Below are 12,336 nucleotides of genomic sequence, written 5' to 3'. Positions count from 1 at the left end.
CGCTAGCCCCGCGCGCCACCCAGAGGCTGGCGCACGCCGCGGGCAACGGCCGATGGCTGGCAGGCGCTGCACACCATGCCGGCCAGGCGCTGCAGCGCCTGCCAGCCGTCGGCCGGCCAGTCGGGCTGCTTCAGACCCTTGACGATGCCGTCAACCTTGTGCGCAGCATGCAGCAAATTGGCCAGTGTGGTCTCACCCATCTGGGGCAACACCCGCTCGAACAGTTTTTCCTTGACACCCCAGACGCGGTTTTCACGCAACGCCATCGGCATGGGCCGACCCGCGCCCAGGGCGTCCTTGACGCGTTTCAAGCTGCGGATGTCCTCGCTCAGGGCCCAGTGCACAAGCACCTCGGATTCACCTTCGGACTGCAGGCCGTCAAGCATGCGCTGCACGCGCAGGGCATGGCCGCCCAGCACCGCCTCGGAAAGCTTGAACACGTCGTAACGCGCGACGTTGAGCACGGCGTTTTCGACCTGGTCGAAACCCAGTTCCGCCGACGCTCCCGGGCCGGTGGGATACAGCAGGCCCAGCTTCTGGATCTCCTGGTGCGCGGCCAGCAGGTTGCCTTCGACCCGGTCGGCAAAAAACTGCAGTGTTCGCTGGCCCTCCTCGCCCTGCGCCACCCGCTGGCCCTGCTGCTGCAGGCGCTGCGCGATCCACTGCGGCAGGTTGCGGCGGTCAATCGCGTCGAACTTGACCGTGGTGCCAAAACTCTCCAGCGCACCAAACCAGGCGCCCTTGGTCGTCATGCTGTCCAGGCGCGGCAGCAGCACCAGGGTCAGCGTGCTGTCGTCGCCCTGCGCGCGTTCGGCAATCTGCTGCAGCGCCAACGAGCCGTCCTTGCCGGGCTTGCCGCTGGGGATGCGGATCTCCACAATCTGCTTGTCGGCAAACAGGCTCAGGGAGCCGCCGCTGGCCAGCACCTCGCTCCAGTCAAAATGGGCCCCGGCCACGGTGTGCACCGTGCGTTCGGTGTAACCCCGCTCGCGCGCGGCGGCGCGCAGCGCGTCGGCGAATTCCTGCACCAGCAGCGGCTCGTCGCCGTGCAGGGTGTACAGGCTCCTGAGCCCGCGCTGGAGATGGTCGGAAAGTTGGGCGGGCGCCAGGTTCATGGTGCCCCAGTTTAGCGGCTGGGAGTTTTGCATCAAGCCCTCCTGACCCGGCCGCACTGGCAGACGCGGACTGCTGACGGCATACTGCTTGCCATGACACAAGCTATTCGCCTGATTGGCGCGCCCACCGACATCGGCGCCGGCACCCGCGGCGCGTCGATGGGCCCCGAGGCGCTGCGCGTGGCCGGCCTGCAGGCCACGCTGGAAGGCCGTGGCCTGCAGGTGAAGGACGAGGGCAACCTGGGCGGCCCGCCCAACCCGTGGCAGCCGCCCGTTCAGGGTTACCGCCATCTGGCCGAGGTGGCCGCCTGGAACCGCTCGGTGCATGAGGCTGTGTTCTCGGCCCTGAGCGCGGGCGACTTGCCCCTCCTGCTGGGCGGCGACCACTGCCTGTCGATCGGCTCCATCAGCGCGGTGGCGCGCCGCTGCCGCCAGACCGGCCAGACCCTACGTGTGTTGTGGCTGGACGCGCATGCCGACTTCAACACCAACCACCTGACCCCCACCGGCAACACCCACGGCATGCCTGTGGCCGTGTTGTGCGGCCACGGCCCGGCCGAGCTGACCGGCATCGGCGCTGTGGTTCCGGCGATCCAGGCCTCGGCCGTCCGGCAGGTTGGCATTCGCAGCGTTGACGAGGGCGAAAAACATCTCCTCAGGCAGTCGGGCATGGAAGTGTTCGACATGCGTTACATCGACGAGTGGGGCATGCGGCAGACCATGGCGGCGGCGCTGGCCGGCGTGGATGCGCAGACCCACCTGCATGTGAGCTTCGACGTTGATTTCCTCGATGCGATGATTGCGCCCGGTGTCGGCACAGCCGTCAAGGGCGGGCCGACTTACCGCGAAGCCCAGTTGTGCATGGAAATGATCGCCGACACCGGCCGCATGGCCTCGCTGGACGTGATGGAACTCAACCCGGCCCTGGACGTGCGCAACGGCACGGCCGAAGTGGTGCTGGAGCTGGTCGAAAGCCTGTTCGGCAAAAGCACGCTGATGCGCTGAGCTTCACAAGACAGGGGCCAATCGATGCTACTCAATTAATAGCTGTTGGCGCCCGCCCCTATTGGGCTTACGCCCGATTTCATCATGTATTCCGGCCTGCAGCGCAGGCGGCAGCGTCAGATCTCCTTGACGGCGGCCAGCCGGCGCAGGATCTGCTGCACGATGTCGCTCTGCATGTCGCGGTACAGCAGCGCCTCCTCGGTTTCCTTGGCCAGCACCGCGGACTCGTTGAAACTGATGTCGCGCTGCAGCACGATCTCGGCCGGCGGGATCAGCAACTTGCCCTTGAGCGTGCGCAGCTGGAACCTGAAACGTGTGCGCAGCTGGAACTCGCGCACCTGGCCCGAGGCGTTGATGCCGACCACGGTTTTTTCCCGCTGGTCGAGCAACACATCGAGAATCACGTCCGCCTCGCCGATCAGGCGCGGGTCGCGGATCACCTTCACCGTGCCGCCCGCTTCGAGGTTGCGGTTGAGCTCGGTGCCCAGTGTCGAGGTCTCAGCCGCACCGCTGTAAATGGTCTTGAACGCGTAGTTGGGCGCCTTGCGCAAGGCAAAGCCGCAGGCACTCAGGACCGAGGCCGACAGGGCGGACAGCAGGAAGACGCGACGTTGCATGGTGGTTTCCTTCAGACGACGATGTTGACCAGGCGGCCCGGGACAACGATGACTTTTTTGGCCGCGGCGCCGTCGGCCTGCCTGACAAACGCGTCCGAGGCCAGCGCCGCCGCCTCGATCGCGGCCTTGTCGGCGCCGGCGGGCACGGTGACCGACCCGCGCAGCTTGCCATTGATCTGCAGCACCAGCTCGATTTCGTCCTGCACCAGGGCAGAAGCATCCACCTCCGGCCAGGGTGCGTCGAGCAGCTCGCCATGGTCTCTGGCAAAACCGAGCTCGTCCCACAGCGCGTGCGCCACATGCGGCGTGGCGGGGTAAAGGCAGCGCAGCAGGATGCCCATGCCTTCGCGCAGGGCAAACGCTGCGCCTGTCGAGGTCTGGCCTTTGAAATCTTCGAGTGCGTTGAGCAGCTTCATGGCGCCCGACACCACGGTGTTGTACTGCATGCGCTGGTAGTCGTAGTCGATCTGCTTGAGCACCGTGTGGATCTCGCGGCGCAGCGCCTGCGTTTCCTTGTCAAATACGGCCCCCGCCCTTAGTGGACGAGCGCCAGCAGCTCCTAAATTCATAGCATCCAGCTTGACACCGAAGTTCCAGACCCGGCGCAGGAAACGGTAGGAGCCTTCCACGCCCGCGTCGTTCCACTCCAGCGTGGCTTCCGGCGGCGAGGTGAACATGGTGTACAGGCGCGCGGTGTCGGCGCCGTATTTCTCGATCAGGTCCTGCGGATCGACACCGTTGTTCTTGCTCTTGCTCATGGTGCCCACGCCTTCGTAGCTGACCATGGAGCCGTCTTTCCTGAGTCTGGCGCCGGTGACCTTGCCGTTTTCGTCGTGCACGTCGTCCACATCGGCCGGCCAGAAGTATTCGACGCCGCCTTTTTCGCCCTTGCGCGAGTAGATGTGGTTGAGCACCATGCCCTGCGTCAGCAGCTTGGTGAAGGGTTCATCCACCTGGACCAGACCCATGTCGCGCATGACCTTGGTCCAGAAGCGCGCATACAGCAGGTGCAGGATGGCGTGTTCAATGCCGCCGATGTACTGGTCCATCGGCATCCAGTAGCTGGCGCCCTCCGCGACCATTTTGTCGTCGTTCTTCGGATCGCAGTACCGCATGTAATACCAGGACGAATCGACAAAGGTGTCCATGGTGTCGGTCTCGCGCCGCGCCGGCTTGCCGCAGACGGGACACACCACCCCGGCGTGAAAACCTTCGTGCTTGTGCAGCGGATTGCCGGAGCCGTCGGGCACGCAGTCCTGCGGCAACACCACCGGCAAATCCTTCTCCGGCACCGGCACCGCGCCGTGCTCCTCGCAGTGGATGATGGGAATCGGCGTGCCCCAGTAACGCTGGCGGCTCACGCCCCAGTCGCGCAGGCGCCAGGTGGTTTTTTTCTCGCCAAGTCCCAGCGCGGCGAGGTCGGCGGCCACCGCATCGACCGCGGCCTTGAAGGCCAGGCCATCGTATTTGCCGGAGTTGATGGCGACGCCCTGCTGCTTGTCGCCGTACCAGTCGGCCCAGGCGGCGTCACTGTAGGTCTTGCCGCTCACGTCCGTGACCTGCTTGATCGGCAAGGCGTATTTCTTCGCGAATTCGAAGTCGCGCTCGTCGTGCGCGGGCACGCCCATGACCGCGCCGTCGCCGTAACTCATCAGCACGTAGTTGCCGACCCAGACCTCCACAGCCTCGCCGGTCAGCGGGTGCGTGACGGACAGTCCGGTGCGCTCGCCTTTTTTCTCCTGCGTCGCGAGTTCGGCTTCGGTGGTGCCGCCGGACTTGCAGTCCTCGATGAAGGCGGCAAGCTTCGGATTCGACGCCGCCGCATGGACTGCCAGCGGGTGTTCGGGCGCCACGGCGCAGAAGGTCACGCCCATGATGGTGTCGGCGCGGGTGGTGAAGACGTACATCTTCCCGTCGCCGATCAGGTCGCCGGCGCCATCCCGGATCTCATGCGGAAACGCGAAACGAACACCTTCGCTTTTGCCTATCCAGTTTTCCTGCATCAGCTTGACGCGTTCGGGCCAGCCCGGCAGCTTGTGGCTGACGCTGTCGAGCAGTTCTTCGGCGTAATCGGTGATCTTCAGGTAGTAGCCCGGAATCTCGCGCTTTTCCACCACGGCGCCGGTGCGCCAGCCCTTGCCGTCGATCACCTGCTCGTTGGCCAGCACGGTCTGGTCCACCGGGTCCCAGTTGACGACCTGGGTCTTGCGGTAGGCGATGCCCTTGTCCAGCATCTTCAGGAACAGCCACTGGTTCCACTTGTAATAACTCGGGTCACAAGTGGCGACCTCGCGGCTCCAGTCGATGGCCAGCCCCATCGCCTGCATCTGCTTTTTCATGTAAGCGATGTTGTCGTACGTCCACTGCGCCGGCGGAACGCCGTTTTTCATCGCGGCGTTTTCCGCCGGCAGGCCGAAGGCGTCCCAGCCCATGGGCATGAGCACGTTGTAGCCCTTCATGCGAAGGTAGCGCGTGAGCATGTCGTTGATGGTGTAGTTGCGCACATGGCCCATGTGCAGCTTGCCGCTGGGGTAAGGCAGCATGGAGCAGGCGTAATACTTCTTTCGGGACGTGTCTTCGGTGACGCGGTAGGCGTCGGCCGCGGTCCAGTGGGTTTGCGCACTGCGCTCAACGTCGAGGTGGTTGTATTTGTCTTGCATGGCGCACGGAAGATGGAAAGAAAAATGAAGCAGCCCCTGGCTGCCGCTTGCAGGGATTTTAGGCGCTGGGCCGGGCCTGCCGCGCCGGAGCGCCTTCAGGGCCGGGTCGCAGGGGCAGGCGTGGTGGTGGCGGGGGCGTTGGCAACGAAGCCGATGCGGTTCAGGCCGGCTTTTTGCGCGATGCCCATGACCTCGACGATGCGGCCATAAGGCACGGCCTCGTCGGCACGCAGCTGCACTTCGGTGTCGGGGTTCAGCGCCGCGTTTTGCCGCAGGCGCTGGTCCAGTTGCTCGCCGGAAACCGGCTGGTCGTTGAGGAAGGCCTGGCCGGCCCTGTCGACCGCCAGCGTGACGAATTGCGGCGCCTCGTTCGGCCGGGCGGCATCACTTTTGGGCAAGTCCAGCTTGATCGAGCTGGCCAGCAGGGGCGCGGTGATGATGAAGATCACCACCAGCACCAGCATCACGTCCACCAGCGGGGTGACATTGATCTCGCTCATGGGCTGCGCGCCAACACTGCGCTCAAGCCGGCCGAAACTCATGGCCTGGCGGGGCTTGCGCCCTGCTCGTCCGCGGCCCGATTCGCGGGCCGGGGGCGCGAATCGGGGGCCACCAGCAGTTCGCGAACATCGTAGGCAAACCCTTCCAGGTCCGCCTCGATGCGGCCGATGTTGCGGCCAAAGATGTTGTAGGCCAGCACGGCGGGAATGGCCACGGCCAGGCCGGCGGCCGTCATGATCAGCGCCTCGCCGACGGGGCCGGACACCTTGTCGATGGTGATCTGGCCGGCCGCCGAAATGCCCACCAGCGCGTGGTAGATGCCCCAGACCGTGCCCAGCAGGCCGACAAAGGGTGCGGTCGAACCGACGGTGGCCAGCAGCACCTGGCCGTACTGCAACTTGTGCAGCACCGCATGCAACGCATCGCGCAGAACCCGCGTCAGCTGCTGGGACCGGTCGCCGGCCGAGGCCAGCGTGCCGCCGGCCTGCAGCCTGGTGGCGGCGATCAGCGGCAGCACCAGTGCCTCGCGGTCGAAGGCAGCCACCTTGGGCTGGGCCTCCTCGACGGAAGCGGACTGCCAGAACACGGCCGTGCTGCGGGCCACATCGCCGACCGCGCGTTTGAGCAGCCAGGCCTTCCAGACAATCACGACCCAGCTGGCCACCGACATCAGCAGCAGCAGCGCCGCCACCAGCCCGGTCACGGCGTCGCCCTGAGTCATCAACGCGAGCACGTTCATTCAGTCGCTCACTTCAGGTTCAGCACATCGAACATGTCGTACAGGCCGGCGGGTTTGCCGGCCAGAAAACGCGCGGCCCGCAGGCTGCCCTGGGCGTAGGTGACGCGGCTGGAGGATTTGTGGGTGATTTCAATACGTTCGCCGGTGCCGGCAAACAGCACGGTGTGGTCACCGACAATGTCGCCGCCGCGAATCGTCGCAAAACCGATGGACGAGGGGTCGCGCTCGCCGGTCACGCCTTCCCGGGCATACACCGCGCAATCCTTGAGGTCACGACCCAGCGCGCCAGCGATCACCTCGCCCATTTTCAGCGCGGTGCCGGAAGGCGCATCGACCTTGTGGCGGTGATGGGCCTCGATGATTTCGATGTCGTAACCGGTGTTCAGGGCTTTGGCCGCCATTTCAAGCAGTTTCAGCGTGACATTGACGCCGACACTCATGTTGGGCGCCATGACGATGGCGATGTCTTTGGCGGCAGCGGCGATCTCAGCCTTTTGCGCATCGGAAAAACCCGTGGTGCCAATCACCAGCTTGACGCCCAGCTCGCGGCATCTGGCCAGGTGTGCCATCGTTCCTTCAGGACGGGTGAAGTCGATCAATACCTGGGCGCCGGCCAGGCCGGCGGCCAGGTCGGCGGTGATCACCACACCGCTGGCCTGTCCGAGAAAACCTGCGGCGTCGCTTCCCAGCCCCGGGCTGGTGGCCACATCCAGCGCGCCGGTCAGCTGGCAGTCGCCACTGCTGCGCACGGCCTCGACCAGCATCTGGCCCATGCGGCCGCCGGCACCGGCCACCGCGACACAGAGAGGAGCCTGCTGCAGCGTGCTCACCGGGCCGGGCTTTCCAGCGGCGGGTAGCTGGCAGCCGAAGGCGCGGACACGGGGGACGTCACCGTCGGGGTGGCGGCTGTCGCAGCCGGTTTCTTTTCGGCGGCCTTGAGCTGCTCTTCGGTCAGCTCAAGCACAGGCACCTTGCCGAGCTTGCGACGCGAGTCGAGCTTGGCGACGAAGTCCGATTCGCTGGGCATGTCATCGCCCTCAAACCGCTCAAGGGCATCACCCTTGAAAAAAACCGTGAGCCTGAGCGCCTGCGGCTCCACACCCTGGCGCTTCAGGGTGAAGACATAGTCCCATCGATCTGCATGGAACAGACTGGCCAGCAGCGGCGTGCCCAGCACCTGGCGCACCTGTTCCCGGGACATGCCGGGCTTGAGCAGTTCGACCTGCTCCCTGGAGACGAAGTTGCCCTGGACAACCTCGATCTTGTACGGCGTGATCCAGTTGACGGGGTTGATCCTGCTTTCGCTCAAACCCCCGGTCAGGCCTTTGCCGCTGCCGCAGGCAGCCAGTCCGGCGCAGGCCAGGACGGCGAAAGCGGTTTGGAGGCCGCGACGGTAATTTGCACGCATGGCTGACATAGTAGGGGGGTGTAGCGATATGATTGGCCATTGTAGCGGCTGGGTGCCGCTGCGTACGCGCCTTCGGCCCCCGAATGCCGGGCCTGCACAGGCCCCGACTGCGGCCCCTTTTCCTCAGGAAGTCTCCTCCATGAGCAACATCGACGAACTCAAGAACACCGGACTGAAAGCCACCCTGCCGCGCCTGAAGATCCTGGAGATTTTCCAGGCCGGCAAGCAGCGGCACATGACGGCAGAAGATGTTTTCCGGGTGTTGCTGGAAGACCGGTCCGACATCGGGCTGGCCACGGTGTACCGCGTGTTGACCCAGTTCGAGCAGGCCGGCCTGCTCAACCGCAGCAATTTCGAATCCGGCAAGGCGGTCTACGAAATCAACGAAGGCCAGCACCATGACCACCTGGTGTGCCTCGACTGCGGCAAGGTCGAGGAGTTTTACGACGCCGAAATCGAGAAACGCCAGCACGCCGTCGCCAAGGCCAAGGGGTTTGCGATCGCCGACCATTCGCTGTCGATGTATGCCAACTGCACCAAGGACAAATGCCCGAACCGTCCCGTGTCGCCACGGCATCCGCATCACGGCTGATTTTTGATAGAAATGGGCGAGAACCATTGACTGACGGGCGCAAACAGCTATTAATTCAATAGCAACATATGAAGCAAGGGTTTCGCACCGGACCGCTCACGACGTGGGCGAGCGAAGGTGCTCTCAATTCAAGCAGGGGCCGCGGAACCGGCTTCGCCGGGCCGCAGGCGCAGCGGCCCCCGAGGGGCTGGAGCCTGCGGCTCCATACCTGCTTGAGCAGGTTTGGACAGGCGACAGAGGCGAAGCGTCTCGCGAGCCGCGGCCTGCAAGGCCTCGGGAGCTACACGAAGTGAGCGACCTTGGGGGCCCAAGTCAGCCGCCCCGCTCCATGGCCTGGCGATGCCGTTCGACAAACTCCTGGTAGGTGTCGATGCCGCGCAGCTGCAGGATGACATTGCGCACCGCCGCCTCGACCAGCACCGCGATGTTGCGGCCAGCCACCACCTGGATGATCACCTTGCGTACCGGAATGCCCAGGACGTCCTGGGTCAGCGGCTCATAGGGGATGCGTTCGTACTCGCGCTCCAGCGTTTCGCGCCGCACCAGGTGCACGATGAGCTTGAGCCGCATCTTGCGCCGCACCGCCGTCTCGCCAAAAATCGCCTTGATGTCGAGCAGGCCGATGCCACGCACTTCGAGCAGGTTCTGCAGCAGCTCCGGACAACGCCCTTCGATGGTGGTCTGGTTGATGCGGTACAGGTCTACCGCGTCGTCGGCCACCAGGCCATGTCCGCGCGAGATCAGCTCCAGGCCCAGCTCGCTTTTGCCCAGGCCCGATTCGCCGGTGATCATCAGGCCGACGCCGAGGATGTCCATGAACACGCCGTGCATGGAGGTGCGGTCGGCAAAATGTTTGGACAGGTAGGCGCGCAGCACGTCAATCACAAACGCCGCCGACTCCTGGGTGGCGAACATCGGAATCTGGGCGCGCTCACACATCGACAGCAGCGTGTCGGGCGCCACCTGGCCGTCGGCAATGATCAGCACCGGCGGCTCCAGCGTGACAATGCGCGAAATGCGGCGGGCGCAGTCCTCCGGGCTGCCGTTGCTCAGGTAAGCGACTTCGCGCTCTCCGAGCAGCTGCACGCGGTAGGGATGGATGTAGTTGAGGTAACCGACCAGGTCGGCGCCGGAACGGGCCGCACGCACGGCGACCTCGTCGAAGCGCCTCTCCGAGGCGCCCAGCCCGGCCACCCATTCCCACTTCAGCGCGGCGCGATGGTCCTCAAACAGGACGTCGGCGCTGACGACGGTGGGCTTCATGCCAGGGGGCGAGAAGGGGTCTGCGTCACGATCACGGTCACGCGCGCGGGGTCAGGGGCTGACGGCGTGGCTGGACTGCCAGGAGGCAATCAGCTGGTGCAGCGCAGCCGCGTCGGTGCTGGCCTTGATCCGCTCGCGCAGGGCGCTGTCGCTGAGCAGTTCGGCGATTTCGGACAGGATCTCAAGGTGTTTCTGGGTGGCCGCCTCCGGCACCAGCAGGAAAATCAGCAGGCCCACGGCCTGTTCGTCAGGCGCATCAAAGCCGATCGGGGCGTGCAGCTGGAACACCGCCGCCATCGGGGCCTTCAGTCCCTTGATGCGTCCGTGCGGAATCGCCACGCCATGGCCCAGCCCGGTCGAGCCCAGCCGCTCACGCGCGAAGAGGCTGTCGGTGATCAGCGCCCGGTTCAGTCCGTGCAGGTTTTCGAACAGCAGGCCGGCTTCTTCAAAAGCACGCTTTTTGCTGGTGGCCTCGACACTGACCAGAACCTGGGTAGGGGGCAATATTTGCGAAAGACGGTTCATAACAAGGTGGGGGTCGCCGGATTATGCACTTTCGTGTGCATGGCGGCCATCCGGGCCATAAAAAAGCCGCCTGAGGGCAGAGGCGGCTTTCGGGGAGGGCGCTGGCGGCAGAGCGGGGTGGCTCGTTCGCCGGCCGCCGCCTGCCTTGTCGCTTACATCTCCCGCTTGGCAGTCACGTGGTGGTGATCCTGGGTTTTGGTCTTGTAGCGGCCGACCTGACGGTCCAGCTTGTCCGCGAGGTCATCCACCGCTGCATACAGGTCAGCATGCGAGCTTTCGGCGAACAGGTCGCGTCCCTTGACATGCACATTGCACTCGGCTCTCTGGCGCAACTCCTTTTCCTTCATGTTATCCACCGTCAAAAGAACCTTGACATCCACCACCTGGTCAAAATGCCGCGTGATCCGATCCAGCTTGCTGGTCACGTAGCCGCGCAAGGCGGGGGTAACTTCAAGGTGGTGACCGCTGATCGTCAAATTCATAAAGAGACTCCTTTTCCATGGCTGGAGGGGGGTTAAAAACACCGCCCTGGCAGGCCTGCCGGGCGGCGGACGGACAACTCTCTTGTTTTCACTATGCGCCCGAACCGGAGCAAACGCAACCGTGCATCGCAACAAAAAATGAAACGGTCGGAAAAGGTCCTTGACCCCCGCGCCGGGAACCTGGCGCCGGGCCGGAAGAGGTAGTGAATTCCGGGCCAAAATGCCATAATCGCAGCTTGGTCAATACGGAGAAATCCTTGGAAAGCAGCCCCAGTCGCTAGCTTTCAGCACCGCAGACTGACGCCAGCGTCATCCCGGGGTTGAAAGCGATGCCACCATCCACAACCCCGCCAACGCCGGGCAGACGCCTGCCCGGTGCCGGCGCCCCCAAACCGATTGGGAGCCAGTCATGCTCAATATTTTCACGCTCGCCAACGGGCGCCTGTTCCAGGAAGAGATCGAGTCGCTCGAAGAACTCTCCCGGTTCCAGCCCATCTGGGTCGACCTGGAATCACCGACACTCGAAGAAAAACGCTGGATCAAGCAGTATTACGGCCTGTCGATTCCCGAAGACGTGATGGACGAGGACATCGAGGAGTCCGCGCGTTTTTACGAGGAAGACAACGGCGAGCTGCACATCCGCTCCGACTTCCTGATCGCCGACGATGAAGAACCCCGCACCGTGCGGGTCGCTTTCATCCTGAACCTGGTCAATGACAACCTCAAGAGCAAGGGTGTGCTGTTTTCGATTCACGACGAGGACGTGCCGGTATTCCGCCTGCTGCGCATGCGCGCGCGCCGCGCGCCGGGTCTGATCGAAGACGCCAAGGAGGTGTTGCTCAAGCTGTTCGACGCCGACGCTGAATACTCGGCCGATACCCTGGAAGGCATTTACATCGACCTCGAAAAGGTCAGCACCAAGGTGCTGTCGGGCGATGTGACGGACGTGATGGCCGGCGAGGTGCTGGGCGCCATTGCCCGCCACGAGGACCTGAGCGGACGCATCCGCCGCAACGTGATGGACACGCGCCGTGCCGTGAGCTTCATGATGCGCAGCAAGATGCTCAACAGCGAGCAGTTCGAGGAGGCGCGCCAGATTCTGCGCGACATCGACTCGCTGGACTCGCACACGGCTTTTCTCTTTGATAAGATCAACTTCCTGATGGACGCCACGGTCGGTTTCATCAACATCAACCAGAACAAGATCATCAAGATCTTCTCGGTGGCCAGCGTTGCCTTGCTTCCGCCCACGCTGATCGCCAGCGTGTACGGCATGAACTTCAAGCTGATGCCGGAACTCGACTGGGCGCTGGGCTATCCGTATGCGCTGGCTCTGATGGCAGCGAGTGCGGTGGTACCGATGTGGTACTTCCGGCGCCGTGGCTGGTTGAAGTAGCCCCCACGGTCGTTCACTGTCTGTAACTCCCTG

13 protein-coding genes are annotated in these 12,336 nt (G+C 64.3%); 3 read left to right on the top strand and 10 right to left on the bottom strand.

The annotated features are described in order from the left end of the window. Nucleotides 1–2: 2 nt before the first annotated feature. A complete protein-coding gene (gene holA, locus PSV26_RS05380) occupies nucleotides 3–1,115 on the bottom strand; it encodes a DNA polymerase III subunit delta (RefSeq protein ID WP_300515978.1) in 1,113 nt (370 codons plus the stop codon). A 93-nt stretch (nucleotides 1,116–1,208) separates the two neighbouring features. On the opposite strand from holA, the gene rocF reads away from it, so the two are divergent. Beyond that, nucleotides 1,209–2,120, top strand: coding sequence for an arginase (rocF, locus tag PSV26_RS05375; protein WP_300568592.1), 912 nt, complete (start codon nucleotides 1,209–1,211; stop codon nucleotides 2,118–2,120). Between the two features lie 116 nt (nucleotides 2,121–2,236). Here rocF and lptE read toward each other — a convergent pair whose 3' ends face one another. The 6 genes from lptE to PSV26_RS05345 all read right to left on the bottom strand — a co-directional run bounded on the left by lptE (nucleotide 2,237) and on the right by PSV26_RS05345 (nucleotide 8,045). After that, the gene (gene lptE, locus PSV26_RS05370) at nucleotides 2,237–2,737 is read right to left on the bottom strand and encodes an LPS assembly lipoprotein LptE (RefSeq protein ID WP_300568590.1); all 501 of its coding nucleotides are present in this window, start codon (nucleotides 2,735–2,737) and stop codon (nucleotides 2,237–2,239) included. An 11-nt stretch (nucleotides 2,738–2,748) separates the two neighbouring features. Beyond that, nucleotides 2,749–5,397 (bottom strand): leucine--tRNA ligase, encoded by a 2,649-nt coding sequence (gene leuS, locus PSV26_RS05365; protein ID WP_300568588.1) that lies wholly within the window; start codon nucleotides 5,395–5,397, stop codon nucleotides 2,749–2,751. A 95-nt stretch (nucleotides 5,398–5,492) separates the two neighbouring features. Further along, nucleotides 5,493–5,939, bottom strand: coding sequence for a biopolymer transporter ExbD (locus PSV26_RS05360; protein WP_300568586.1), 447 nt, complete (start codon nucleotides 5,937–5,939; stop codon nucleotides 5,493–5,495). Then, nucleotides 5,936–6,637 carry a MotA/TolQ/ExbB proton channel family protein gene (locus tag PSV26_RS05355; RefSeq protein WP_300515893.1) on the bottom strand — a complete coding sequence of 234 codons (702 nt, stop codon included), beginning with the start codon at nucleotides 6,635–6,637 and terminating at the stop codon, nucleotides 5,936–5,938. The genes PSV26_RS05360 and PSV26_RS05355 overlap by 4 nt, the downstream gene beginning before the upstream one ends. Nucleotides 6,638–6,645: 8 nt before the next feature. Continuing rightward, nucleotides 6,646–7,467: a 4-hydroxy-tetrahydrodipicolinate reductase gene (dapB, locus tag PSV26_RS05350; protein ID WP_300568585.1), complete on the bottom strand. Its 822-nt coding sequence runs from the start codon at nucleotides 7,465–7,467 to the stop codon at nucleotides 6,646–6,648. After that, nucleotides 7,464–8,045: an outer membrane protein assembly factor BamE gene (locus tag PSV26_RS05345; RefSeq protein ID WP_300568580.1), complete on the bottom strand. Its 582-nt coding sequence runs from the start codon at nucleotides 8,043–8,045 to the stop codon at nucleotides 7,464–7,466. The genes dapB and PSV26_RS05345 overlap by 4 nt, the downstream gene beginning before the upstream one ends. Nucleotides 8,046–8,184: 139 nt before the next feature. On the opposite strand from PSV26_RS05345, the gene fur reads away from it, so the two are divergent. Then, nucleotides 8,185–8,637, top strand: a complete 453-nt coding sequence (gene fur, locus PSV26_RS05340; protein WP_096696523.1) for a ferric iron uptake transcriptional regulator — start codon at nucleotides 8,185–8,187, stop codon at nucleotides 8,635–8,637. A gap of 312 nt (nucleotides 8,638–8,949) precedes the next feature. On the opposite strand, the gene hprK is transcribed toward fur, so the two are convergent. The 3 genes from hprK to raiA all read right to left on the bottom strand — a co-directional run bounded on the left by hprK (nucleotide 8,950) and on the right by raiA (nucleotide 10,907). Then, nucleotides 8,950–9,900 carry an HPr(Ser) kinase/phosphatase gene (gene hprK / locus PSV26_RS05335; protein WP_300515887.1) on the bottom strand — a complete coding sequence of 317 codons (951 nt, stop codon included), beginning with the start codon at nucleotides 9,898–9,900 and terminating at the stop codon, nucleotides 8,950–8,952. Between the two features lie 51 nt (nucleotides 9,901–9,951). Beyond that, on the bottom strand, nucleotides 9,952–10,425 hold the full coding sequence (locus PSV26_RS05330) for a PTS sugar transporter subunit IIA (RefSeq protein ID WP_300515884.1): 474 nt from the start codon (nucleotides 10,423–10,425) through the stop codon (nucleotides 9,952–9,954). A 152-nt stretch (nucleotides 10,426–10,577) separates the two neighbouring features. Next, nucleotides 10,578–10,907: a ribosome-associated translation inhibitor RaiA gene (gene raiA, locus PSV26_RS05325; protein WP_300515881.1), complete on the bottom strand. Its 330-nt coding sequence runs from the start codon at nucleotides 10,905–10,907 to the stop codon at nucleotides 10,578–10,580. Between the two features lie 409 nt (nucleotides 10,908–11,316). Between raiA and corA the strand changes: the two genes are divergently transcribed. Continuing rightward, nucleotides 11,317–12,303: a magnesium/cobalt transporter CorA gene (gene corA, locus PSV26_RS05320; RefSeq protein WP_300559225.1), complete on the top strand. Its 987-nt coding sequence runs from the start codon at nucleotides 11,317–11,319 to the stop codon at nucleotides 12,301–12,303. Nucleotides 12,304–12,336: the final 33 nt, after the last annotated feature.

The organism is Polaromonas sp. (assembly GCF_029945685.1).
Classification (GTDB): domain Bacteria; phylum Pseudomonadota; class Gammaproteobacteria; order Burkholderiales; family Burkholderiaceae_C; genus Polaromonas.
The sequence above is the reverse complement of the archived record's forward strand: the minus strand, read 5'-3'. Positions and strand labels throughout refer to the sequence as shown.